The organism is Paenibacillus rhizosphaerae (genome assembly GCF_014192015.1).
Taxonomy (GTDB): domain Bacteria; phylum Bacillota; class Bacilli; order Paenibacillales; family Paenibacillaceae; genus Paenibacillus_AQ; species Paenibacillus_AQ rhizosphaerae.
In genome coordinates this window covers 1,259,258-1,281,824 of the sequence record NZ_JACHXJ010000002.1, presented here as the reverse complement: position 1 = coordinate 1,281,824, position 22,567 = coordinate 1,259,258, and the positions used below count along the sequence as shown (strand labels likewise).

Below are 22,567 nucleotides of genomic sequence, written 5' to 3'. Positions count from 1 at the left end.
ACTTTGACATTACTGCAGGTCTAAAAAAGGAGGAGCCATGTCACCACGCACCAAAGAACAGAATGAGGCGATCCGGGAGTTGCGGATGAACCAAATTATGCAGGCCGCTGCGGAAGTATATTTGGAGAAAGGCATCCAATTGGAAATACGCGATGTTGCGCTCAAGGCAGAACTCGGCTACGGTACCGTGTATCATTACTACAAAAACAAGCACATGCTTTTGGAAGATTTACTGTGGGATGCCCTGCATCGAACGGAGTCGGCAGTACAACCCGCTCTAAAGGGAGACGGCAGCAGTTTGCATAAGGCTGAGTCATTCTCCAGGCTGCTCCTGCAAAAATGCGTCCAGGATCCTACCGTATTTATTTTGCTAAAAACGGTTGCGGATAATTTTCATCACTTCCCGGGAAACCGGTTCATCAAGCTGTCTGACCATTTTCAGGAACGGATCTATATGCCGTTTGTGGAATTGATTCGTGAAGGAACCGGTTCTAAGTCACCGGAGAAAACGGCTAATCTGATCTATGGCTCGCTTGTTGGCTGCACGGCGCTGAACATCCACCACAATATGCGAGATGAAGTGGATGTGGAAGGCATCGTTGACATGATCTTTTCAGGCATACAGGCAAAGGAGAGATAAGTGGAATGATCACCCTGAAATCGAAAGCGGAAATTGAAGAAATGAGGAGAGCCGGCCGAATCGTCGCTGCTTTTCATCAAGCCATCGCAAGAATGATCCGGCCGGGTATCACAACACTCGATATTGAGTCGTTCGCTGTACGGTTCCTGAAGGAGAATAACGCCAAGGCTTATACGATTGGATACAACGGCTATCCATATGCGACATGTGCGTCTGTCAACGACGTCATTGCGCATGGTTTTCCGAACCGGAAGCCGCTCCAGGAAGGTGACATCGTCACCATCGATATTGTTGCGGAAGCGGATGGCTGGATCGGCGATTCCGCTTGGAGTTATGCGGTCGGCAATGTGTCGGAAGAAGCCCGCCAGCTGATGCAGGTAACGAAGGAATGTTTATATCTTGGTATCGAAAAGGCTGTCGTCGGAAACCGGATCGGCGATGTGATGCACGCGGTTCAAACCCACGCGGAGCGAAACGGATATTCGGTGGTACGCGATCTGCTTGGTCATGGCGTAGGAAGAGAGATGCACGAGGAACCTAATTATCCTCACGTCGGAAAGCCGGGCAAAGGGTTCCGCTTGAAGGAAGGTATGGTTATGACGATTGAGCCGATGATCAATGCCGGAAAAGCATTCATGACGGTTGATGCCGACGGATGGACCGCCAGAACCGCAGATGGATCGCTTTCTGCACAGTACGAGCATACGATCGCGATTACTGCGGATGGACCGATTATACTGACTGAACAATAGAATTAGATTCCCTTTTTCGGATTTCATCAAAAAATCGGCCACGGTTCGCATGTTTGTGAACGGGCCGATTTTTGTTTTTCTTGAATTGCTTCGGTTATCAATAAGATATGATATTTATAAATAAGGCTTTAACAATGACTCAGTCGCATTCCATAACAGACTTTGCATGTTGGCATCTCCACCGGGGTGTACCGGAATGATCGCTTTCCCTGAATCGACATTAAAATATCCGCCTGTAACGCACCGATACCTTGAATCCGTGATCAATTGAACGATAATTCCCGCACCTCTACGCGGATCGCCGATTTTTAAAAATCGCAATACTTTCTCAAGAACCGACGAAAATGCTAGCTCACGGCCAAGACCTGTTACATTGAAACCAGGATTAAGCGCATTCACCGTGATGCTTGTTCCGTCCAACCGCCGCGACATTTCACCCGTGAACATGATATTAAAAAGCTTTGTCTTTCCGTATATTTTGGAGGAACCCCATCGCGAAAACTCCGCTGTATCCGTAAGGTCCTGAGGCAGTTTAAGTTCCCCGTGATGACGGGAAGCCTCGGAAGCTACATTAACAATTCTTGCTTGCCCAGCATTCTTTAGTGAAGGAAGCAACAGATGCGTCAGCAACCAAGGCGCTAAGTAGTTGACCGCAACCATCTCCGGGTACCCCTCCTTGGTAATTCGTTGTTCAAAACCATGCAAGCCCGCATTGTTTACCAATCCATCAATTTTAGGAAAAGCTGAGCGAATTTCATTCCCTATCCGCTTGACATGGTCCATTCGTGAAAGATCACCGAAGAAAAAGTCCACTTTGGCCTGAGGAGCATGCTGGCTTAGTATTTCTCTCGTAGTCTCCGCCCCCTTTTCGCTTCTTGCCGTTAGTATGAGATGGGCGCCCTGCTTGGCCAGGGTAATGGCTGCCAATTGTCCTAAGCCTCTCGTTGCCCCCGTTATAGCAATAATTGGATGTGACATGATAAACCTCCCTGATTCCTTATGTGGATGCATTAAACTTGATGTGTGCGCAACTCTTTCATATAATTGATATATATCAACTATATTTAATTATTTGATATATGTCAACTATATTAGATTTGATGGGGGTTTATCATGGACAACAACAATCACATTTCCGGGAGAGAACAGCTGGAAATCCATCTTGGCCAGCAGTTGAATGCTCTGTTAAGCTCATCTCATGCACTTCACGTAAAAACGGCGGCTATTTTTGATCCGAATTTGCAGCCCGCGGCTTTCTTTCTGGTTCGATCGCTTCTTGCCTACGGTCCGGCCAGCGCTACCTCATTGGCTGAATCCTTGGCTATGGACCGCAGCTCCATAAGCAGACTCGTCGCGCAGCTCAAAAAGGCGGGTTATGTTCATAGCGAACCCGATCCCCAGGACCGCCGCGGGGTCGTGCTGACTTTAACCGACTTGGGACGCGACAAAGCCGTTCAGGCCACCAAAGAAAAAGGAGCTGAATTTTATCACCGCATTCAGGGCTGGGACGACTCGAGCCTGGAAGCTTTTATTCAGCTGCTTAAGCGCTTTAATGGTCTTGATGAAGATGGAACGCTTTAAAAAAGAGTAGTGTCATCTTCGTTCTATGCTCGTTACGATTCCTCCTCTTCACCACGTTTGCAGCTAGAACATTTAACAAAAAATCACCGGCACGCATGCCGGTGATTTTCAACCTGCCATATCTGTTTGGCTTCATATCCGCCTATTCTTCCTCGAACAATTTCTCACCGCGATGTAGCCGCCATGCAATTTTCGCCGTATGAGGCGTCTCACGGGAAGTCGGAGCATGTGCGGCCAAATAACGGGTAACCGCAAAAATCAGCGTTTCGCAGGCCTTCTCAGCAAACGCTCCAGACTCGGATGCCCAGCGGTCATATTCCGCCACGGCCGCCTCGTACATCTGGAATGAGTGGAATTCCGCATCCTCACGCAGCAGGGCATGACCCAAGACGTTGAATAATGGCTCCGGCTTACCGCCGCTGCGCAGGTAACCCATCACCCATGCCGCAGCCAGTGCCACTTGCTGCTGCTTGTCGAGAATTTCCAGCAGCTCTGTGGGCTGCTCCACAAAATCAAGCAGGGCCCGCATCGGGAGTGTTCTGGACCATCTACAATATGTGCCGCGCGATCAGCCAAGCGCTAGTTTTGGTCATCATTCAATGGGTCGCGAAGCCTGATGTAGCTTCTCATTTGTTGGCGGGCGCCCAAAATCTTGACTTAAATCGATCAAGGGATGCCCTTATTCATGCATCTAATGTTGGTTTTCGGCTGTTCGCAGCCTTTCTTGCACTCGCCATCCTGCTTGGATTGTTTTTACTGGGCACGCAAAAAAAACGACAAGGGACTCGTCCGGTTAAAAACTCGGAATAAGCCAAGGAAGTAACCGTGCATGGAGCCATTCATTTACTACTACAAGCACCGGATCCCTGCGGGAATCCGGTGCTTGTAATAGTAAACAAAATTCAACGATTGGCCCTATAACAACATCACGAAACATCCATTATTCTTCAGGTTTTACGGCCCGTGCTGCAATAAAGCTGTTTGTATAGCGGTCCAAGAGCTTTTCCCCTCCGAAACATGCTTAGATATCGTAAAAAGGGGAGCCGCAGGCCCCCCGCTTAAAGTCTGCAATTAACTGCCTAAACCCGAGTAAGCTTATCCGGGTTTCGTACGATGTAGATTCCGGCAAGCTTTCCGAAACGGCGTTGTAAAAATATAGCTGCCACAGTTTCGTCCTTTGAACGGAGCACGATGCTGGTCTCCCCGTTCAAAAGGGCAAACTCGGAGCGAAGACTTCCCTGATAGTAGGGTTTTATGCCCTCGAACGCACCGGCAAGGATTCGGGCCACTTGATCGCGCGCTTGGATCGGACGTGTAAAGGCAAGCACTTTTCCGCCCCCATCCGAGACGAGCATGACATCTTCGGTCAGAAGGGACAGGATTTCATCGATGTTACCTTGCTCGAAGGATGTGAGGAACCGGCTAACCCACTCCATTTCGGTCGCTTTGGCCGTAACCGGCTCCCCTTCGGATATTCCCATCTTGCTTTTTGCCCGGCTCATGAGCTTTCGGCAATTCGCCTCTTGCTTACTGAGCAGTTCGGCAATTTCGGGATATTCAAAACCCAGCGCCTCACGCAGGACGAAAACCACCCGCTCTGTCGGCGTCAGTCTCTCAAGCATAACGAGCATGGCATAGGATAGCATATCCCGGCGGACAACTGTCGACTCGAGCGTATCCACCTCCGGCGTACGAAAAGGTTCGGGGAGCCATGGACCAACGTACATCTCCTTCCTTCTCCGCGCTGATTTCTGCAGATCAAGGCAGCGATTGGTTACCATTTTGCACAAATACGCCTTAGGCTCCTCCAAACACTCTACATGTAAATCGTAAGCCTTAATAAACACGTCCTGTACCGCATCTTCCGCATCTGCCGCAGAACCTGTCAACTGATAAGCCAGTATGAACAGCAGTGATTTATATTGACCGTACAGTTCATCCAATCGCCGTCCCTCCGATCATTTCTATCTAAGCATACTGGCAGTATCTTCGACCAGCTTTTTGATTCTCCCCGGAAGTTTTCCTGTCAAGACCATATCGAGTCCCCGCTTGCGAATCCAGAACACTCCTTTCTGGCCCAAAGCGATGGTGAACACATCCAAATTCGATTTGGCGGAATGATGACTTGGAGCCGGACGTCCCTCTAAATCTGCCGTCACGATTTTGCCCAGCCGAAGCCCCTGCTCCCCAGCTTCAAAGCACGTCATCTGGGTTGCTCTGCCGTCTCTTGGATCAACAATGCCCGAACAGTCGCCAATGCAGTAAACGTTCGGCATCCCTTTGACACGATAGCATTCATCTACCTTCACCTTCCCCTCAGGAGTAAGGGGCAGCCCCATCCCCTTAAGTCCCGGATTAGGGATCAAGCCTAAAGTCCAAATACATAGGCCAACCGACATACAGACGCCGTCATGGAGTGCCAACGATCCTGCTTCCTCCCGAAGTGCCTTCCGATTGTGAAGCACAGTTACCCCACATTCAGTGAGTTGCTGATCCAACTTTCTTCTGAGCTTCCCCGATACTTCCGGGAGCAGTCGTTCCTTTGCGTTCAGCATATAGACGGTGACATCGGATAGGTTCAGCCCTAACGGCGCGGCCTCCTTCCTCATGGCGAGAGCGAGCTCGGCCGACGTCTCAATGCCGCTGATGCCTGCTCCCGCGACAGCGATGGTCATCAGTCTCTTGCGTTCCTCAGGATTCATCTCGCGAGCAGCCTTCCGCAGGTTCGCGCGCCAGCGCTCCCGGATGTGTTCCGCGGCTTGTGGATCGGTCAAAGCGATGCCGCCTTGATCCGGATCCGGTTGCCGAACGACGCTGCCCACCGTCACGACTAGAAGGTCATAACGAATTCGTTTATCATTTCCTTGCGAGTCGATATATCGAACCCATTTTTCCGTACTTTGCACAGACGTAACTTTGCCTTGCACGAATTCGAAATCTTTAAGATTTAACTGATTCCATGGAATGATAATCTGTTCCTCGGTCGCGGTCGGACGGAACATTCTCAATTTGCGCAAATGACCGGGCTGCTTATCGATAAGAATAAACCGAATCCTCCGCCCGTTCGTGATGCCCCGTGTTTTTTTCTGTATTGATTTGAGAGCTTGAAGCCCTGCATATCCTCCACCTAGGATGACACAGGTCAAGTCGTTCATCGTTCCTCAGCTCCTTTTACATTTTGCACAAAGAACGATGTAAGGCACTGATTTGTGACATGGGATACGCCCAAAAATTTCATGGGTCCATTTAGTAAGTTCATGTCATCGGCTAAGTTCCAAGTTCTAGTCTATTGGAGCACGCCTTTTTCCTGCAAGTGCAGCGAATTCCAAACCTTCTGAAAGATGCACATATTTTCTACCTATTTGCTTGGTGCAACAGCCTCCCCCTATGCGCCAAAAAGTCATAACCACATAGATGTGATTATGACTTTTTGGTTCCGCTTTTGTCCCTTCAGCTGGCTGTTTGCTCCCAAAATGGGGCCAAATTGACGGATAAAACCTCAATAACTTCTTCAAACATCGTTTCCACGGGGTGATCTTGGGGGTTCCGGCTCCACAGCATAGCTGATCCAAATATCCCCCAACTGATAACGAGTGCTGCAGCTTCCAATTTCTCTGGCGAAAAGCCCTGTGTATCCATTTCATTGACCCGTTTTAGCACGAGTCGATAAAGATCTTGATGCATGACATTCTCAAACAACGCTTCAAACGGCTTGTCTCCCGGCGTGCTACATTGTTGAAACCTCAAAAGAAAATCAAATATGGTTTGAAGAAGGAGTCCGTGATGTGGACAAGGTACGTGATCTGCACGAACGCGGGGTCCGTGTTCGGCAAGGAGATTTCGATGATTCCGGAAGTCTTCTTCACGCCTTTGAGGATGCGTCTCAAGTTCTTATGATCTCGTCCCACTCCCTGGGAGAAGCTGCTGTTCGTCAGCATCAAACCGCAATCGACGCGGCAAAGAAAGCTGGAGTACGTCGACTGCTCTACACCAGCTAAATGTTTTCATCTGCAACGTCGCATTTTTCTCCCATGAACGTTCACGCAGCTACAGAAGAGCTGCTAAAATCTTCAGGAATGGCATTCACGTCGCTGCGAAACGGATTTTATGCCGCATCAGCGATCATGTGGATGGGTGATGCCTTGGAAACAGGGGAATTGATTGCCCCCGAAGATGGTCCCGTTGCCTGGACTACCCATTCCGACCTGGCTGAAGCCGCAGCGGTCATCCTGACAGAGCAGAGATATGACGGTATAACGCCTCCCCTTACGGCTTCTGAAGCCTTTGATATGGATAGAATCGCATTGATTGCTTCCAAGGCTTTGGATCGACCCCTTCGGCGAATTGTCGTGTCTGATGATGAATATCGGAGCCACTTGGTGTCCCGGGGACTGCCGAAAGCGATGGTCGACATGCTTACAGGAATGTTTCAAGCAAGTCGACTGGGAGATTTTTCGCAGACCAATCCGGCATTGGAAAATCTGATTGGCAGATCCCCCGTAAATTTTACGGATTTTTTAAAAGACGCGATTTCTCATTAACGCTTAAATACTGATTGGTTATGTACACCGGAACAAGGGTGTCCACTATGGATGCCCTAATCCGTTCTTGACCATTTCATAATCTAATAGACGACCTTGATCATGCCGTTCACCGTACATTTTGTTTTCCCTCGTGTTTGTTATGAATTTGTCTAATCTACTCTTAAATCATGCCGGCTGATAATTACTTCTTCAACCGCATCCAAATACAACAACATATCAGGGATGGGTTTCATTTCCCTTTCTAGATGCAATCTTAAAAATGGCCTTTCCAGTGAAAGACCATTTTTCAATGAATTACTGTTTGTTAGAAATGACGTTATCCAGAAACTGGTCTGCGTCTCGATTGAATTTCCAGGAAACGCCGAATTGATCAACCAGCATTCCAAAGCACGAAGACCAAGGTGTATTGGATAATGGCATGATGACATAGCCGCCCTCAGACAAATTAGAAAAGTAATTTTCCAATGTCTGTTGATCCTCATTAACGAGACTAATCAGTATATGATTGCCTTTAACGACCTCGCCCGTTACATTCTTCATCGAAGGCAAAATATCCGACATCATGATTCTTCCGCCTGCAAATTCTATTGATGACTCCATGACCATATTCAGCTCATTTTCCGGCATTGGATAGTTTGGATCTTGCGGGAAATCCTTAAATTTCACCTTTTTTACTTCAGTTGCGTTTAAAGCCTCCGCATAGAAATCAATCGCTTGTTCTGCAACCCCATCAAAGTTTAAATAGACAACAGCTGACATCATGTAAAACCTCCTTCTTGGAATAACTGTAGTATAATGAATAAGAGGTGACAGCTGTATGTCACCATTTATAAAAAAGTACATAAAAAGAAGGAGTACCTATGGAAAAGGTTGAGAGATTAATATCCATCATCATGATCCTGCTGAAAAAGGATGTTGTTTCAACCACAGAATTCGCACAATTATTTAACGTTACCAAAAGAACGATTCTTCGTGATATGGAAACACTGAGTGTATCCAACATCCCCATCTATTCGGTCAACGGAGTTCATGGCGGCTACGGTATTATGGACGAATACAAGGTTGATAAACGCCTTTTGAGCAGCGCCGACCTGGAGAATATATTAACGGCACTCAGCGGATTGGAACAAATTCTGATCAGCGAAGACGTTGAAGTGACCATAAAAAAAATAGAAGCCATGGTTAGCCCATTGGCTCCGAAAAGTTCAATCCGACTGTCTTTTTATGATTGGGAGGGCCGGTCTGAAATTCGGCAAACCTTGAAGCAGTGCCAAGAAGCAATATTAGCAAGAAGGTTGATTTCATTTGATTATATCGATAAAAATGGCGTGAATACGAAAAGGATGGTCGAGCCATACCAGCTTCATTTTAGCGAAACAAGTTGGTATTTGAAAGGATTCTGTTTACATCGTAGGAGATGTAGAACATTTAAATTATCTCGGATCGACCATCTTCATGTGGATGAAAAAACATTCAACCCTAGAGATTATTTGTTAGAAGAAAAACATGAGGCGAGTTATCAACCGGAAGTAGTCGCTGTAAAAGCGTTAATTTCGCCCAGCATAAAGGACCCATTCATTGAAAGGTATGGCCGTAAGAGTATTGAAAACTATAGTTCTGAACTATTCCTGGCAACAATCCACGTTCCTCAGAACATGATCGGATTTCAATTTTTAGCAAGCTTCGGCACAAATCTTAAAATCATAGAGCCTCAATCATACGTTGAAGAATTCCGAAATTATTTACTTGAAATGGTTAATCAATATTCCTAAATGCCCCACCGAAAGGAAACTTGCCAGCAGCTCAATCGGAAGAGCCGGCATGCCAAGCCTTGAGCATCTCTTGTGCTTTTTGCGGATCGTCCATAAGTAGAGTCCGATACTCCAGCATTTTGTTAAGGGTGTCCAGTATTTGGTCGTATTCTTCCTTCTTGCTTTCGATCTCCTTTTTCTTGCTCCGGATCCAATCTATAATCTGCTGGTTCGTGTGCGTATTGGCGTCGTGGTCCTGCAGGACGCCCTTCAGTTCAGCCAGCGAACAGCCGATGGACTGGAACTTCTTGATGAGCTTCAACCGCTCGACAGCCTTATCTGAATAGTTACGGTAATTGTTGCGTTCTCTCCGGACATGGCGATCATCCAGCAGGCCTTCCTTTTCATAAAAGCGGATCGTATGAATCGTTAAACCCATCTTGTCCGCCAGCTCCTGAATTTTCATTCACATTTCTCCTTTGGGCCGCTTGCCCTAGAGTTCACTTCATAGTTTATGCTTAATATGTTCAAGCAGTCAACTCATGAAGGAGGATATCATGATGCATGTTTTTGTTACAGGAGCAACCGGTTTTGTCGGTTCCGCGGTCGTCCGGGAACTGATCGGCGCGGGACATACCGTGTCGGGTCTTTGCCGTTCGGAAGAGAAAGCCGCGGGATTACAGGCGGCTGGAGCCGAACCGCTGTACGGTACGCTGGGCGATGCCGACATTCTGAGCAGCGCCGCCGCAGCTGCGGACGGCGTGATTCATCTGGCGTTCACCAACGACTTTTCCGACTTTGAAGGTGCGCTGGCTCTGGACTTGCGGGCCGTCCAAGTCATGGGAGCGGCGCTCGAAGGCTCCGGTAAACCGTTCATTACCACGGCACACGCCAATGGGCATGCCGTGGATCAAGCCGTGCTCGCCATGACGGAGCGGGGTATCCGGGCTTCGATCGTCTCGCTTGCACCGTCCGTGCACGGCGAAGGCGATAAGGGCTTTGTGCCCATGATGATCAACATCGCCCGGGCGAAGGGCTTCGCCGCCTACATCGGTGACGGAACGAACCGCTGGCCGGCGGTTCATCGTCTGGATGCGGCTGTTCTGTACCGTCTGGCGCTGGAATCCGCCCCGGCGGGCTCACGGCTGCTTGGCGCCGGCGATGAAGGCATTCCGCTCCGCGAGATCGCCGAGGTCATCGGACGGCAATTGAACGTGCCGGCGATCAGCATAACACCTGCAGTAGCTGCCGCCCATTTTGGCTTTCTCGGCACCATTGCGGCCCTCGACATTACAAACTTATACAACACAGCGCAAGCGAGTCTCGCAACACGGGAGCTCCTAGGGTGGAAACCGATGCAGTCCGGACTTATCGCAGATCTCGAAGAAGGGCATTATTTTGCATAAAAAAGGAGGGTGTTCCAAGTCCTTAATCGGCTTGGGACACCCTTTATATTTTCAGTAAAGGCTATCCGTATTCGCTTCATTCGATAGTTTTGCTCGGTCTTGCCGCGGCCTGTTAAGCTTTTTTATTCAAACGAAATTGGACCATGACTCCATCCGATGTATTGGTTACCCCAAAAGGTACCCCATGCATTTCCAGAATCTTTTTGGCAATGGCTAGACCGAGCCCGGTACCTCCGGTTAACCGTTGTCGGGAAGATTCGCCCCGATAAAATCGGTCCCAGATCTTCTCAAGCTGCTCGTCCGGAATGAAGGCTCCTTTATTTTCGATACAAATTTGAACGGTGTCCTGATCATCCGAGGTCGCGTTGTCTTCTTTCGGTACAGCAGCTGCGATGCTGTTTCTTACATTATAATATATTCATGTTTCTTTTTCCGGTACGACTCATGGCCGAAATCGTTTGACCGCCCGCCGCACGAGGGTCGGCGGGAAATGGGAATGTAACCTTATTAACACCGGGCACATCTTATTATCGTAGTCTAATTCTGCAATATAAAGAAGCTATAGGACAATGCATGCAGAAAATAGCCCAGTTTATTACCGGGCTTAAAACGCTGCCGTAAAAGTATTACTTATGTATATACTCAACCATTTTCTTATGCAGTTCCAGCCCAGAACATTGAAAGATTCCATCGGTTATAAGCTGTTCAAGACGAATTTATTATTCATTCTCCCCGACAGTTAATCTCCAGTCATTACATCGAATAATCGTTCCAATGGGGTATTCAAAATCACACTCATCCATAAATGAGAAGCCGAGCTTGCGACAAATGGCGTTTGAACCGGGATTGTTGATTTTAGGAAAGGCGTGAATGAATTTATGTTTCTTTTCAGATTTGATAGAAGCTATGGCCTTCGCTGTTGCTTCAGTAGCTATCCCCCTGCCTTGAAATGCCGGCAAAACACTCCAGCCTATCTCATAAATAGATTCTCCTTGCCAGGTCTGATCCCAATAGCCTACACTACCAACGACTTCAAAATGCGGAAGCAAAAGAATCTTAAACATTCGCCCTGTTCCTTTCTGGGCAATTTCATAGTAACGCTTATGACGAGTAAGGATTTTTTCCTCAGTTTCCGGCCCCCCAAAGTGCACTGTCATCTCAGGCGAATTTAATTGGCGAAGCAAATCTAGATCCCCTTCGTCCCAAAGCTTAATGATGACCTCTGGCGTATTCCTTTGTTCCGTCATGTCACTCACCCCACTGTTTATATTTCCGACCCAATTATAAAGATCGAGGTTTACTATTCAAAGTCCAATTATACCAGAACACACATTCCCATACTATCAAAGATCATCGCTATTACGCAAACTCTCCCGTTTCAAAAGCGCCAAATCCACAGACCAGAACTCAAATGTCCATCTATATAAAAATGATTCCTATCGCAAATATTATTCATATTATTCAAGCGGACTGACGCATGCTAACATAAATGAAAAGAAATCGATTTTTTGGTACAGAGGAGATCATTGATGTTACGAAGGTCCGCGTTTCCATTACTTCTTTTGAATATGTTTCTCGCCAATCTTAGCATGGGTCTCGTCATTCCGATTGTGCCGGAACTGCTCGAGATGTTTTCAGCGGGCGGCCAGGCCGCAGGCTATCTCGTCTCCTGCTTCGGTTTGACGCAATTTCTTTTCTCACCCTTTGCAGGAAATTTATCCGACCGATACGGTCGTAAACCGATGATCATCACCGGTTTGATTTTATTTGCACTTTCTAACTTACTGGCGGCGTTTGCAGGCGATTTAACTTTATTATTCGTATCGAGACTGGTCGGCGGAATAGGGTCAGCCGCCCTGGTCCCTGCGATTATTGCTTATGTTGCGGATATTACAGAGGATGCCCGGCGCAGCAAGGCCATGTCGTGGTTAGGCGCATCGATGACCTCCGGGTTTATTATCGGGCCGGGTGTAGGAGGATTGCTTGCGGAGTGGGGTATCAAAATGCCTTTCTTCGCTTCCGCATCCGTTGGACTGCTGGCAATGATATGCAGTATGTGGATGCTCCCCGAACCGCTGTCGCCTGATATCCGCCGGCTTCGTCAGTCTGTGCAGGACAAGAAAGACCATATTTTTCGTCAAATTGGTCTTTCCGTAAGATCTCGTTATTTTATCTTACTGCTGATTGTATTCGCCATGACGTTTGGTTTAACGCATTTTGAAGCCATTTTCCCACTTTTTGTGGTTCAAGGTTACGGCTTCACCACGCAGCAAATCGCCCTTTTGCTTACCGTGTGTTCTTTAATCGGGACGCTGAACCAAGTGCTCCTGACCGACTGGATCACCCGCCGGTTCGGGGAAAAGCGGGTGATCGTCGCCATGCTTTTGCTATCCGCTCTCACGCTCGCATCGTTGCTTTTCTCAGGAAATTACTACTATGTCATGATCATCACAATGCTATTTTTTTCATTCAATAATATATTACGCCCAACCATCAATACACTCCTGTCCAAAGAAGCTGGAGAGGAACAAGGATTCGTGGCAGGCATGAATAATGCCTATACGAGCCTTGGTACGATCTTTGGGCCGTTACTCGCAGGTATTTTGTATGAAATCCATATTGACTTGCCTTATCTATTTGGTGCATTCGTGCTGCTTGCAAGCAGCTTCGTCTCGGTAAGAAAGTTGAATAAAAATTCGTCATCAGCGTCTACTGATCCGTTAACTCGGAGCATAAATCCATAGTATCGCTCTCAACCCATCTCTTCTCTCAAATCATGCTCCATGAAAAGAATATCGCGTTTCATTTCCTTCATGCCCTGTCTGGAAATCCGCCATGTGAATCGCTTTGTACTAAAGTCAAGAGGCCTATTCTATAGTTACCATAGGTATTATCATCGGAAATACTGACAGCTTCTTTAAACCATCCTATTTTTCATCTTGTTATTCACCATAGATGGCTATTAAGCGTGAAAAAGCCTAATTTCTCGGTAGTAGGTGAGAAATTAGGCTTTGGTACTTCATTAAAGTGCCCTTAGCGAATATTACAAGTTATTCTCGCTCCTGTGGCCAAGAGCCTTGTTGCTTGCGAATAAATACGATTTGTCCGATATGGTATACGTTATGCAGCATTTGACGAGCCAGCCTCCCAACCTGCTCCTCATCCAGCTGACTGTCATTCATTTGTGCCAGGGATTGACGCAACTCTTCACAAATCAGGCGGGTTTCTGCCACGGTAGCCTTCCACTTGTCAGAATCTGCCGGGTTCCCGATCTCTCCAAATGTATTCCCTGCCAAAACGGCCTCCCATTTAGAATTAGGGGGTTCTCCGATATCTCCATATGTAGGCTTGTTATTAGATGCCTCTGTTCCAGGCGTTGTGTCATTGAGTTGTCTGACAAGCAGGGCGTTGTAATAATTTAGATGGTTTACCGTTTGCCAGATGGTATTCCCTCCTCCAGGGGGCTGCCAGCTTGCCTTTGTTGAATTTAAACCGGCAAGAGCAAATTCTAAAGGTAAAAACCAGGTTTCCGTATCCCAAACAAAGTCAAATTGCATACGAAAAATATCCATCAGTTTCATATTCATTTGCTCTCTCCTCAATGCTTCATACTTAATGCGTCTTAACACAGATCACTATCGTCTCTTGTTACTTTAAATGACTTTTAAGACAAAACAATAAAAAGCGTCACCATTCGATTGATTTTCTTTATGTTCGTCCATCCACCATACGCCGTAAGCGTAATAATAAGTCCCTTTGTCTGTGGGAGCACGAAAACTATTTTCTATGACGGAAACCTCTTTTGGAGTACCCTCCGCCGTCATTTGTGTGACGTGATATTTGTTGGGTTTCGGCTCAACATTCATGACTAACTTCACAACTTCACCGGGCTGTACAGAAACAGGAACTTCGTCTTTTAAAAGTTCAACGGGTCCAACGGTATCCACACATATACTTTGATTGGTTGAGGTCCAGCAATATGTGCCGAGTTTAGTCGGATATACCCCTTCACCTATCAAAATATCAGCCTCAGGAGGTTTCTTTAAATCTGGTTTTCTCACTGGCTCGCTCTCGGGTTTCCTGCTTGGTGATTGTTTTTCAACGACTACATCCTTACCGTTTGTTAATGTGCTGGAACAACCAAATAAGCTCATATAGGCAAGAATCAAAACGAGCAGCATGACACTCCTCTTCATTTTCGGCTCCTCCTGTCGTAATCATCACTGCTTAGACGTTAAAAATTTCCATTTTGTTGCAGTTAAAACACAAAAAAGCCGCAATTACGCGGCTATGATGTGTGTATGTTCTTGACTAGGTGTTCACGATGCGGACTTACTCTTCCCATCTGGAATGAAGCACGTGATTGCAAAAGTTGGGCCGTTTATAGCCCGGCAGAAACAGCTCGCATATATCGGCGTTAATCGTGCCGTAGGTCGTTTCCGGTTTATGCTTAAAGCCTTCCAAGAAGGCGCGCAGAATGTTGTGCTTAAACCGGTTGCGCGGGAAAGCATCAACGATTTGCCGGCGAACTTCTTCCGAGATCAGCTCGAAGTTTTTCCCCACGACGTCGTAACCGACGCCAAAATTCATCAGGGCCGCTTCGGTTTCTTTATATTCGACGATCCCCATCGTGGTATGCAGGGCAACGGCATCCCATACCAGCCGGATGGATTCTTCCGGGACGCCGCGGCTTTGCAGGAAATCCCGAGCGGCATTCGCGCCGTCGACTTCAAACCGCTTGTCTGGACTGCGGAATGAAGGCGTCAGGCCTAAGTCGTGGAAAAGAGAACTGATATACAGTAATTCTGGATCATACTTCAATTGATTCTGTTTACCTCTGATGGCCGCGAAAAGAAACACCCGGTTCGAATGGTTCCACAGCAAATCATCGCCATGTTCCCGCAATAATTCGGCCGCTTCCTTGGCCAGTTTGCTATCAGGTATTTGAATATCCGCGATTGACATTGACATCGCTAAGCGCCCCCTATTTATGTCGTTAAGCTTATACTAGGGTTTCATGGATTGGAGATCAATGCGCGTGTTTCTATGATCATAATCGACCAAATGAATGATCTCCTACCTATTTCCAGTATCCCCTTAAGTCATTTGAATATTCCCGGGGGGAGGCTTCGGATCTTTTTTCTTAATATCTTTTGACATAAGTTTTAATTTTACAGCAAAGTTATACCCCATTGACTCTAACAACGACACAGCTTCCGCATTCTGTTCATTAACCAGCGTCTCAACTTCGTTTCGACCGTTCTTCATGTGATACTCAAATCCCTTTGTTATGAGGAACCTACCCAGCCCTTTATTACGCCATTGAGGAATGACGAATAACCTCTCAACTGCTCCGGTTTGCCAACACATAACGCTGCCAACAAGTTTATCACCATCAAATGCAGAAATGGTATGTAACTCAGGGCCACCCATCATCCATTCCAACATATTTACACTTCGGTATACAACACCTTGATAAAATTGATTTTCCAATTCGGTATATTGGATTCTTTCCTCTCTGGATTCCATCGGGTGGTATTTGACATTAACTCCAACAGGCGTTCTGACTTCAGGTATAGGTTCTTCAAGTGAACGCTGCGCTTTATAATATGTTTGATAAGGGCTAAAACCCTTTTCCTCGTAAAACTCTCTGTTGCCATAGAAGTCCTTCCAAGCAACCAGCTTTGTTTTCTTGTTTGGATTACGCAGATTTTGACAGGTATCTATAAAAGTAGGGTAAAGAGCCCTTCTCACTTCATCCATGCGGTTGAAAGCTAATTCATTCGTGGGCATTTCGACTTCGAAAACATCATAATCATCAGCAATTCCATGTCGTAAGTATCCCACAGAAATTAAATTTTCGTCCTCGTTAAATACACAACTCATCCTCTGATGATCGTAATCTTTATTGTACTTAAAAAGTATCCATGCTTTGTGACTCAAATTTTTAACGGTTTCCTCTAATTCAGCACAATATGAACGGACCTGTAATGACATCCCAAATGACCTCCCTGAAAGGTGTTTCTTCAATCGTAGCAAAGGAAGTCGTTATAAAATATATAAAAGATAATTCAAAATTATTTATTACACAAAAAATCACATCATAAGATACGATGTGATTTCTTCTATGGCCTATATTTTTGAATAAATGATTTTTTTAATACTATCGTTGGAAAGGCAGAATTGAGCAGAGAGTTCATCGATCGTTGCACCATCGATAAATTGCTGACGTATGGTTTCGTTTCTGGAGCTCAAATATTTTCGGCTTCCTGAATTTTCGCCCCATTTCTTCCGTTGTCCTTCAGGAGTTGGGATGTAAACCATGCTTCCGTGGATATATTTCTGTATTTCCTTTAAAAGTTCTTCCGGAAAAATGATATCTGCGTTTACATATTTCATGATAGCTCTGCTCCTTAAAATTTTTATTAAAAATTTAAGGTTGCAAAGTCTATCCTATAAACAATTTATTATCATGAACGCTGATATTAAGGCGGTAAAAAATATACCTTGCTCCATACAAACAACCGCCGTTGTTTATAGTTCAAGACTTTGCATGGAGCAGATCGTAGATTTACTCATCATTGAGACCTCTCTTCCAAAAAATAATCGGTGTCTAATTCTATACCAAATATTATAATCGATAATATTTTTATTTTACTGATTTCTCCACTTCATGTAAATGTCTGGAACTGCGCGCTCAACTGTCATTTCAAAGAATGAAGGGCTGGCCGTACTTTTTCATAGACTCGTTCGCAGATCCAAGAAATCCGATTGCGTTCGGCTGATAATAAGCTCAACACCCATGGTTTGGATCTCTTGCGCGATTCCACAATGATCAGGATGAAAGTGGGTTACCATCAAATAGTGAATGTCACTCCATTGGATGTTATACTTTCGCAATTGGCTGGTCATCTTCCCCAGCGTACCCGGTAACCCCATATCGATGAGAAGGTAGCAATGCAGGAATCAAAATATCCGGGTCCGACCATTTGTATTGATCCAGAATATGGCTCAGCCGGCTTGTCTTTGAATACTCCCATACGATAGCTTTTTCAAGGATTAAATACTGTCTGGTGAGATGCAAATTGTTGTTCCATACCCCGTGGACCCCGGAATGCTGCAAACAATGTGCATCGGCTAATATAAATGGGGATAGACTTGTTCCATCCATAAAGTTCATTGCCAGATCGTTGAAAACGTCAAAACATTCAAAGACTCCACCCATAGTATTTGATCCGCCAAATGGGCATCTGCCATGATCCTTCAACTTTATGCCCTTTTTCTGGGCTTGCTGCTCTATGCCGATAAATGGAAAAAAGCCGCAACAATGCGGCTTTTAAGCGTGTTTATTTTTGTCGTCTTACGGCTTTGCAATGTATTCCTTTATGGCCAGTGCAACTCGTTCTGGCTGTTCTTCCGCTGAAAAATGTCCGCAATGTTCGATTGTTTTGGCTTGGATATGTCGCAGGCCATTTTCTCTAAATCCGGCAAGGTATTTTTCAATATCTGCATTTTCATCCGATCCCCGCAAGTACAGAATTGGCGTTGACACCATGACATTTTTTGACGCGGCATTATCCTGTTCATCTTGATGGAAACTTCTGTATAAATCAAACCCTGCTTTCAATGCGTCTAATCGGGAATAGGCTTCGACATATAATTTTCTGCGGGCATCACTCATTCGTTTGCCCTTTCCGGCCAGCACGTCATAGAAATAAGAGAAGTAAGGAAGTTCTTTGCCTGAAACCAGGAGCTCTGGCAATTCAGGCACGTTATGAAGTGCAAAATGCCAGACGTAAGGATTGCTTTTCACCTCGTTCCACGGATAAACTCCAGGAACGGAGACATTCATAATTACCGCCCGTGATAATCGGTCAGGAAAGCTTTTCAGAAAAGCATACGTCACCTGGCCTCCGGCATCACCCCCTACTAATGTAACATCCTGCAAATTCATATGATCCATGATTCCTCGAACATACTCAGCTATATTGCGTTTACTGTATGACTGCAAAGGAACGACTGAATTCCCGATACCGGGGATGTCGATAGCGACAACATGAAACTCTGCGGCAAGCCGATTCATCACGCCTTCAAATTCCAGCCAACAGGTCGGCCAGCCATGGATAAAAAACACGGTGGGCTTTGATATCGTACCGGCTTCGACCACATGGATCGGGACTTCCTTGACTCTTACTTCCCGGTGTGTGAACAAACCTTCTCCCTCCTATCGTATTTTCTGATCACCTCTCGATCTTAGCATCCAAAACATGACAACTGCTTGTCACAATTGATATATAGTAGTTCCAAAATGCGGACGGACATTAGAGAGCCAACTGAGCTTAGCCGGCGGTACCCGACTCGTCTGTTGCTGGCGCGTGCCCCGTAACGGCCGCCCGCCGCTTCATGCGCCGCTCCAGGCGCAGGCTAATAGCAAACAAGACGAGCGACAGCGCCGTCATAGCGCCTGCGAAATAGCCAATCTGCCCGACGGTAGCGAAACGAACCACTGCTCCTCCGGCAGACGCGCCCAAGGCACTCCCGACATACAGGACGGAAGACTGCAGTGAGAGGACGATACCGGACGATGGCCCCGACAGCCCGATCAGCCGATGCTGCTGCGCAGGATTAAACATATAGCCGCTAAAGCCGAACAATGACATAGCAGCCACCGCCATGGCAAGAATACCAGGCCGCCCGGCAAACCCGTATAATGCCGACATCAAGAAAAGCGCGGCTGTAAGCAGAGTAAGCGCCAGCGGGATCGCCCGGTCCGGTCCGATCCGGTCCGCGGCGAAGCCACCTGTCCGCACCCCGATGAAGCTGGCGATACCGGACAGGCACAACACCACGCTGATCGTCCGGCCTCCGGCACCAAAGCCGGAAAAAAGTTCGGAAACATACGTAAACAGCGCAAAAATTCCGGTGGCCCAAGCGAGCGTGATCAGCAAGGCGGAGAGCAGCTCCGGCTTCTTCAGATATGTCAGGCGTTCCCGCATGCCGATCGCCCCGGCCGGCGCCACCTGCGGGAACAGCAGCCGGATGGCTAGCGCAGCGAGCAGCGCCACCCCGCCAACGATCCAGAACGTCGTGCGCCAGTCGAATGTCAGGGCGACCCACATCCCGAACGGGACGCCCAGAATCAGGGAGACGGTCTGCCCGGCAATGACGATCGACACCGCCCGCCCTCTTTTCTCAGGCGCGGCCAGTGTGGAGGCGACGGCGACCGCCCCCGGCGAGAACAGACCCGCCCCCAGCGCGGCGATAATCCGCCCGGTCATCATGACGCCGTAGGAGGAGGCGAACCCGCACAGCACGTTTCCGACGGTGAGCAGCAGCAGCGAACCGAACAACAGTGTTCTGCGCTCCATCCTCCCGGTCAGTGTCGTCAGAAGCGGCGACGACACGGCATACACGAGCGCGAATGCCGTCACCAGCTGTCCGGCAAGCGCCGTCGACACATGCATCGCCGCCGCCAGTGTCGGCAGCAGCCCGCCGATCATATAGCCTTCCGTGCCGACCGCGAACGCCCCAAGCGCCAGCCAAAAAATTCGTTTGTCCATGAAATCCCTCTCCTTACCTGGATTCGACTTTTCAATAGAACTGAACCAGTTACAATGAAGTGCAAAAAAAGTTCAATACCGGTTACATCTTAAATTTTTCGTTACCAACACAACCGAATTGGTTACATTGAACGCCGTGATGAATCCTCCATCAGCCGATTCGCACATACATCGGACAAGCTACCACCACCCCCTCATTGAAACTACATTAGTTACATTGAACGCCAAAAAGAGAAGCGGAGCGCCTAATCAAACGGCCTGCCGGATTTCTCACCCGGGTTTCCGGCGGCTGGAACCTCGGAGCCAGCCGTTGTTTCGGTAGGCCGTTCATCTGGCCGCCTCCGTCGAGCGACTCTCCACAGATGCCTGCGTTGCGGTTTATCACCGCTTCCCCTGCTCCAGCGAGGAGGCGACCAGATCACTGATCGATTCCTGTGCCAGCCGGCGCTTCAACGTTTCCTCGCTGTCCTCGTAAACCGATTGCAGAGCAGGCTGAATGCCTTGGCCAATAATACAGCTCGGGTTCGGCTGGCTGTGATGCAGCTCGAAGAGGGGTGTCTGCACAACGGCTTCGTATACGTCCAGCAGGCTGATCTCCTCCGGAAGGCGTGCCAGCTTCCATCCGGCTCCAGTCCCTCCGTGCTGCACCAGAACCAGGCCCGCTTTCGCGAGCTGACCGAGAATCCGTCTCAGAAAAACCGGGCTCGTTCCCACGCTGTTCGCAATGCGGTCGGAAGGGAAAAATTCGTCCTTCTCCGACCAATACGCCAGCCAAGTCAAAATATGAAGCGCAACGGTGTAGCGGCTTACGATAGCCATATTCGGCATCCCCTTTCAATAAAACCATTATAGTTTCATTGAAAGCACCCCGTCAACGGCTCCCTTTCCTCGATCCAGCAGCAATTGGATGTCTATTGTAATGGATTGGCTTCCTACTTCATGACCTGCCAATTATTGAAATCGTGGATGGCGAAGCCGGCATAGCTTGCATAATGAGCTAATTGATTATGGGCGGACTGCAGCTCTTTATCCATTGCATCGCTGCTCATGGAATAGAATGAGACTCGTGGCCCCTCATTGCTTTTGACCGTTTCGACAGCAATAACTATCTTCTTGTTCAGCGTGGTGGCTTCTCTCAGCATAGCCTGCGCATTTTCAACAATGCCATTGCCGCCCGACGCATGATTCCGATAATTCATGATGACAAGGGAATCGAACTTCTCCAGCATCCATGCGCTCATGCTGTAATCCTTCCCAGGTACTTTAATCGTGTTCAGCCAATACGGGACGTCGATCGCAATGTTTAAGCCGCTTCCTTTGGTTTCTTTTTCGATCAGTCTCAAATTGTCCATCCAGCTTTCCATAATCGTCTTATTGTCCGTGGTCCATTCGCTTAGTCCATAAGGTTCAATATCGAAATGCAATCCCGTAAAGCTTGCTTCCGGGCCAACTGAGGAATTAAAGGCTTTAACCCACGCGATAAATTGTTGAATATCCTCCTGCGCAGATTTTTTGGCCCATTGGGGACGACCCTCCAGCGCCTCCACTTGAATTCCTTCGCTCTTCGTTTTTCGAATAAAGGCCTCATATGTGGCTGGATCTATATCCCGATCCACTTGAAGGTAAATGGATGTTACTCCTTTTACTTTTGCGAAGTTTATAATATGATCTTGATCCTGCTTCAGGATGTTACTGTCCCATATCCAGGTTCCTTTCGGAACACGGGCCACTGAAGACATGATGCTCACCAGATTAAGCGTAGGCTGCCAATCCACGATGGAGTGCAAGGCTTCACTAATAAAGCGCAGTGGAACCATCGTGCGGCCATTTTTAAGCACCGCTGACCCGGCAAAGTCCACTCTTTGTCCATTGACCAGCGCATAATGATGACCAATCACCAAAATAATGATGTCACGGTTAAGCGTAATCGTGATTTGTTTTAAACTCCCGTTCCATTTCGTTGTTGCTCCGAGCTTGTCGGATACAAAAGCAAGCGGAACCATCGTAAGGTTGGATTTTTGATCGACGTAGGGGTGTCCATCTGGGAATTGAATTTCACGCCCATCCACGGATACACGTACTTCAGAAGCGTAGGTCGCGGGGGTAAATGCACTTAAACTTAGCATGATCGCTAATGTGCACACTAGCCATTTTCTCATGAGTGACTTCCTTATCCTAATTAATTTGTTCTTACCTCGCTGTGCTTGCACGCATAGCCGCACACTGAAATTATACGGTATGTAATAATTGGTAACAAGCTCAGCAGGAAAATTACGCTTAACCAATAGGAATCGCTCTGTTGGATGTATCTTCTCGGCACCCCTATTTTCTGT

At 47.4% G+C, this 22,567-nt stretch carries 27 protein-coding genes and 2 pseudogenes; 9 read left to right on the top strand and 20 right to left on the bottom strand.

What is annotated here, in order from left to right; translation table 11 throughout:
- Positions 1 to 37: 37 nt before the first annotated feature.
- Together FHS19_RS14470 and map are read left to right on the top strand one after the other, a co-directional pair.
- Complete coding sequence (locus FHS19_RS14470; RefSeq protein WP_183582473.1) at positions 38 to 640, top strand: TetR/AcrR family transcriptional regulator; 603 nt, start codon at positions 38 to 40, stop codon at positions 638 to 640.
- Between the two features lie 5 nt (positions 641 to 645).
- Positions 646 to 1,392, top strand: a complete 747-nt coding sequence (gene map, locus FHS19_RS14465) for a type I methionyl aminopeptidase (RefSeq protein ID WP_183582472.1) — start codon at positions 646 to 648, stop codon at positions 1,390 to 1,392.
- A 114-nt stretch (positions 1,393 to 1,506) separates the two neighbouring features.
- Here map and FHS19_RS14460 read toward each other — a convergent pair whose 3' ends face one another.
- Entirely contained in the window at positions 1,507 to 2,373 is an 867-nt protein-coding gene (locus tag FHS19_RS14460; protein ID WP_376771906.1) for an SDR family NAD(P)-dependent oxidoreductase, read from the bottom strand.
- A 132-nt stretch (positions 2,374 to 2,505) separates the two neighbouring features.
- On the opposite strand from FHS19_RS14460, the gene FHS19_RS14455 reads away from it, so the two are divergent.
- Positions 2,506 to 2,973 (top strand): MarR family winged helix-turn-helix transcriptional regulator, encoded by a 468-nt coding sequence (locus FHS19_RS14455; protein ID WP_183582470.1) that lies wholly within the window; start codon positions 2,506 to 2,508, stop codon positions 2,971 to 2,973.
- A 142-nt stretch (positions 2,974 to 3,115) separates the two neighbouring features.
- Here the strand turns inward: FHS19_RS14455 and FHS19_RS14450 are convergent.
- Positions 3,116 to 3,475: pseudogene (locus FHS19_RS14450) on the bottom strand (Rieske (2Fe-2S) protein); the annotation flags it as partial.
- Positions 3,476 to 3,507: 32 nt separating this feature from the next.
- Here FHS19_RS14450 and FHS19_RS14445 point away from each other — a divergent pair.
- On the top strand, positions 3,508 to 3,783 hold the full coding sequence (locus FHS19_RS14445) for a hypothetical protein (RefSeq protein WP_183582469.1): 276 nt from the start codon (positions 3,508 to 3,510) through the stop codon (positions 3,781 to 3,783).
- A gap of 269 nt (positions 3,784 to 4,052) precedes the next feature.
- On the opposite strand, the gene sigJ is transcribed toward FHS19_RS14445, so the two are convergent.
- The 3 genes from sigJ to FHS19_RS14430 form a co-directional block, all read right to left on the bottom strand.
- Positions 4,053 to 4,916, bottom strand: coding sequence for an RNA polymerase sigma factor SigJ (gene sigJ / locus FHS19_RS14440; RefSeq protein ID WP_183582468.1), 864 nt, complete (start codon positions 4,914 to 4,916; stop codon positions 4,053 to 4,055).
- Between the two features lie 21 nt (positions 4,917 to 4,937).
- Positions 4,938 to 6,128 carry an NAD(P)/FAD-dependent oxidoreductase gene (locus FHS19_RS14435; protein ID WP_183582467.1) on the bottom strand — a complete coding sequence of 397 codons (1,191 nt, stop codon included), beginning with the start codon at positions 6,126 to 6,128 and terminating at the stop codon, positions 4,938 to 4,940.
- Positions 6,129 to 6,423: 295 nt separating this feature from the next.
- A complete protein-coding gene (locus FHS19_RS14430; protein ID WP_183582466.1) occupies positions 6,424 to 6,657 on the bottom strand; it encodes a hypothetical protein in 234 nt (77 codons plus the stop codon).
- A gap of 101 nt (positions 6,658 to 6,758) precedes the next feature.
- Between FHS19_RS14430 and FHS19_RS14425 the strand changes: the two genes are divergently transcribed.
- Positions 6,759 to 6,971, top strand: a complete 213-nt coding sequence (locus FHS19_RS14425; RefSeq protein ID WP_183582465.1) for an NAD(P)H-binding protein — start codon at positions 6,759 to 6,761, stop codon at positions 6,969 to 6,971.
- A 33-nt stretch (positions 6,972 to 7,004) separates the two neighbouring features.
- Positions 7,005 to 7,514 (top strand): Rossmann-fold NAD(P)-binding domain-containing protein, encoded by a 510-nt coding sequence (locus FHS19_RS14420; RefSeq protein WP_183582464.1) that lies wholly within the window; start codon positions 7,005 to 7,007, stop codon positions 7,512 to 7,514.
- A 297-nt stretch (positions 7,515 to 7,811) separates the two neighbouring features.
- On the opposite strand, the gene FHS19_RS14415 is transcribed toward FHS19_RS14420, so the two are convergent.
- Positions 7,812 to 8,276 carry a VOC family protein gene (locus FHS19_RS14415; RefSeq protein WP_183582972.1) on the bottom strand — a complete coding sequence of 155 codons (465 nt, stop codon included), beginning with the start codon at positions 8,274 to 8,276 and terminating at the stop codon, positions 7,812 to 7,814.
- Between the two features lie 101 nt (positions 8,277 to 8,377).
- On the opposite strand from FHS19_RS14415, the gene FHS19_RS14410 reads away from it, so the two are divergent.
- Entirely contained in the window at positions 8,378 to 9,289 is a 912-nt protein-coding gene (locus FHS19_RS14410; RefSeq protein ID WP_183582463.1) for a helix-turn-helix transcriptional regulator, read from the top strand.
- 31 nt (positions 9,290 to 9,320) lie between these two features.
- Here FHS19_RS14410 and FHS19_RS14405 read toward each other — a convergent pair whose 3' ends face one another.
- Positions 9,321 to 9,734: a MerR family transcriptional regulator gene (locus FHS19_RS14405; protein WP_183582462.1), complete on the bottom strand. Its 414-nt coding sequence runs from the start codon at positions 9,732 to 9,734 to the stop codon at positions 9,321 to 9,323.
- Between the two features lie 94 nt (positions 9,735 to 9,828).
- On the opposite strand from FHS19_RS14405, the gene FHS19_RS14400 reads away from it, so the two are divergent.
- Positions 9,829 to 10,674 (top strand): SDR family oxidoreductase, encoded by an 846-nt coding sequence (locus FHS19_RS14400; protein WP_183582971.1) that lies wholly within the window; start codon positions 9,829 to 9,831, stop codon positions 10,672 to 10,674.
- A 112-nt stretch (positions 10,675 to 10,786) separates the two neighbouring features.
- Here FHS19_RS14400 and FHS19_RS14395 read toward each other — a convergent pair.
- Positions 10,787 to 11,017: pseudogene (locus tag FHS19_RS14395) on the bottom strand (ATP-binding protein); the annotation flags it as partial.
- 376 nt (positions 11,018 to 11,393) lie between these two features.
- The gene (locus FHS19_RS14390; protein WP_183582461.1) at positions 11,394 to 11,921 is read right to left on the bottom strand and encodes a GNAT family N-acetyltransferase; all 528 of its coding nucleotides are present in this window, start codon (positions 11,919 to 11,921) and stop codon (positions 11,394 to 11,396) included.
- Between the two features lie 282 nt (positions 11,922 to 12,203).
- On the opposite strand from FHS19_RS14390, the gene FHS19_RS14385 reads away from it, so the two are divergent.
- Positions 12,204 to 13,418, top strand: coding sequence for an MFS transporter (locus tag FHS19_RS14385; protein WP_183582460.1), 1,215 nt, complete (start codon positions 12,204 to 12,206; stop codon positions 13,416 to 13,418).
- A gap of 306 nt (positions 13,419 to 13,724) precedes the next feature.
- On the opposite strand, the gene FHS19_RS14380 is transcribed toward FHS19_RS14385, so the two are convergent.
- The 11 genes from FHS19_RS14380 to FHS19_RS14335 form a co-directional block, all read right to left on the bottom strand.
- Positions 13,725 to 14,261: a DinB family protein gene (locus tag FHS19_RS14380; protein WP_183582459.1), complete on the bottom strand. Its 537-nt coding sequence runs from the start codon at positions 14,259 to 14,261 to the stop codon at positions 13,725 to 13,727.
- A 66-nt stretch (positions 14,262 to 14,327) separates the two neighbouring features.
- Positions 14,328 to 14,870: a hypothetical protein gene (locus FHS19_RS14375; protein ID WP_246426571.1), complete on the bottom strand. Its 543-nt coding sequence runs from the start codon at positions 14,868 to 14,870 to the stop codon at positions 14,328 to 14,330.
- A gap of 136 nt (positions 14,871 to 15,006) precedes the next feature.
- Positions 15,007 to 15,645 (bottom strand): HD domain-containing protein, encoded by a 639-nt coding sequence (locus FHS19_RS14370; protein WP_183582458.1) that lies wholly within the window; start codon positions 15,643 to 15,645, stop codon positions 15,007 to 15,009.
- Positions 15,646 to 15,771: 126 nt separating this feature from the next.
- Positions 15,772 to 16,671: a GNAT family N-acetyltransferase gene (locus FHS19_RS14365; protein ID WP_183582457.1), complete on the bottom strand. Its 900-nt coding sequence runs from the start codon at positions 16,669 to 16,671 to the stop codon at positions 15,772 to 15,774.
- Between the two features lie 135 nt (positions 16,672 to 16,806).
- On the bottom strand, positions 16,807 to 17,073 hold the full coding sequence (locus FHS19_RS14360) for a CD3324 family protein (RefSeq protein ID WP_183582456.1): 267 nt from the start codon (positions 17,071 to 17,073) through the stop codon (positions 16,807 to 16,809).
- A 339-nt stretch (positions 17,074 to 17,412) separates the two neighbouring features.
- Positions 17,413 to 17,619 (bottom strand): MBL fold metallo-hydrolase, encoded by a 207-nt coding sequence (locus FHS19_RS35645; protein WP_376771905.1) that lies wholly within the window; start codon positions 17,617 to 17,619, stop codon positions 17,413 to 17,415.
- On the bottom strand, positions 17,561 to 17,941 hold the full coding sequence (locus FHS19_RS35640) for a DUF5946 family protein (RefSeq protein ID WP_221223919.1): 381 nt from the start codon (positions 17,939 to 17,941) through the stop codon (positions 17,561 to 17,563). Before FHS19_RS35640 ends, FHS19_RS35645 begins: the two co-directional genes overlap by 59 nt.
- A gap of 93 nt (positions 17,942 to 18,034) precedes the next feature.
- The gene (locus FHS19_RS14350) at positions 18,035 to 18,886 is read right to left on the bottom strand and encodes an alpha/beta fold hydrolase (RefSeq protein ID WP_183582454.1); all 852 of its coding nucleotides are present in this window, start codon (positions 18,884 to 18,886) and stop codon (positions 18,035 to 18,037) included.
- A 127-nt stretch (positions 18,887 to 19,013) separates the two neighbouring features.
- Entirely contained in the window at positions 19,014 to 20,234 is a 1,221-nt protein-coding gene (locus FHS19_RS14345; protein WP_183582453.1) for an MFS transporter, read from the bottom strand.
- Positions 20,235 to 20,615: 381 nt separating this feature from the next.
- Positions 20,616 to 21,053, bottom strand: a complete 438-nt coding sequence (locus tag FHS19_RS14340) for an Rrf2 family transcriptional regulator (protein WP_183582452.1) — start codon at positions 21,051 to 21,053, stop codon at positions 20,616 to 20,618.
- Between the two features lie 113 nt (positions 21,054 to 21,166).
- Complete coding sequence (locus FHS19_RS14335) at positions 21,167 to 22,393, bottom strand: copper amine oxidase N-terminal domain-containing protein (protein WP_183582451.1); 1,227 nt, start codon at positions 22,391 to 22,393, stop codon at positions 21,167 to 21,169.
- Positions 22,394 to 22,567: the final 174 nt, after the last annotated feature.

What these genes read in the sequence shown, in the direction of transcription:
- FHS19_RS14430 (WP_183582466.1), bottom strand. Translation starts at nt 6,657, where the DNA reads ATGCATCAAGATCTTTATCGACTCGTGCTAAAACGGGTCAATGAAATG.
- FHS19_RS14335 (WP_183582451.1), bottom strand. Translation starts at nt 22,393, where the DNA reads ATGAGAAAATGGCTAGTGTGCACATTAGCGATCATGCTAAGTTTAAGT.
- FHS19_RS14385 (WP_183582460.1), top strand. Translation starts at nt 12,204, where the DNA reads ATGTTACGAAGGTCCGCGTTTCCATTACTTCTTTTGAATATGTTTCTC.
- FHS19_RS14410 (WP_183582463.1), top strand. Translation starts at nt 8,378, where the DNA reads ATGGAAAAGGTTGAGAGATTAATATCCATCATCATGATCCTGCTGAAA.
- FHS19_RS14365 (WP_183582457.1), bottom strand. Translation starts at nt 16,671, where the DNA reads ATGTCATTACAGGTCCGTTCATATTGTGCTGAATTAGAGGAAACCGTT.
- FHS19_RS14345 (WP_183582453.1), bottom strand. Translation starts at nt 20,234, where the DNA reads ATGGACAAACGAATTTTTTGGCTGGCGCTTGGGGCGTTCGCGGTCGGC.
- FHS19_RS14400 (WP_183582971.1), top strand. Translation starts at nt 9,829, where the DNA reads ATGCATGTTTTTGTTACAGGAGCAACCGGTTTTGTCGGTTCCGCGGTC.
- FHS19_RS14390 (WP_183582461.1), bottom strand. Translation starts at nt 11,921, where the DNA reads ATGACGGAACAAAGGAATACGCCAGAGGTCATCATTAAGCTTTGGGAC.
- FHS19_RS14370 (WP_183582458.1), bottom strand. Translation starts at nt 15,645, where the DNA reads ATGTCAATGTCAATCGCGGATATTCAAATACCTGATAGCAAACTGGCC.
- FHS19_RS14375 (WP_246426571.1), bottom strand. Translation starts at nt 14,870, where the DNA reads ATGAAGAGGAGTGTCATGCTGCTCGTTTTGATTCTTGCCTATATGAGC.
- FHS19_RS14420 (WP_183582464.1), top strand. Translation starts at nt 7,005, where the DNA reads ATGAACGTTCACGCAGCTACAGAAGAGCTGCTAAAATCTTCAGGAATG.
- FHS19_RS14470 (WP_183582473.1), top strand. Translation starts at nt 38, where the DNA reads ATGTCACCACGCACCAAAGAACAGAATGAGGCGATCCGGGAGTTGCGG.
- map (WP_183582472.1), top strand. Translation starts at nt 646, where the DNA reads ATGATCACCCTGAAATCGAAAGCGGAAATTGAAGAAATGAGGAGAGCC.
- FHS19_RS14435 (WP_183582467.1), bottom strand. Translation starts at nt 6,128, where the DNA reads ATGAACGACTTGACCTGTGTCATCCTAGGTGGAGGATATGCAGGGCTT.
- FHS19_RS14455 (WP_183582470.1), top strand. Translation starts at nt 2,506, where the DNA reads ATGGACAACAACAATCACATTTCCGGGAGAGAACAGCTGGAAATCCAT.
- FHS19_RS14360 (WP_183582456.1), bottom strand. Translation starts at nt 17,073, where the DNA reads ATGAAATATGTAAACGCAGATATCATTTTTCCGGAAGAACTTTTAAAG.
- FHS19_RS14340 (WP_183582452.1), bottom strand. Translation starts at nt 21,053, where the DNA reads ATGGCTATCGTAAGCCGCTACACCGTTGCGCTTCATATTTTGACTTGG.
- FHS19_RS14380 (WP_183582459.1), bottom strand. Translation starts at nt 14,261, where the DNA reads ATGAATATGAAACTGATGGATATTTTTCGTATGCAATTTGACTTTGTT.
- FHS19_RS14405 (WP_183582462.1), bottom strand. Translation starts at nt 9,734, where the DNA reads ATGAAAATTCAGGAGCTGGCGGACAAGATGGGTTTAACGATTCATACG.
- FHS19_RS14415 (WP_183582972.1), bottom strand. Translation starts at nt 8,276, where the DNA reads ATGTCAGCTGTTGTCTATTTAAACTTTGATGGGGTTGCAGAACAAGCG.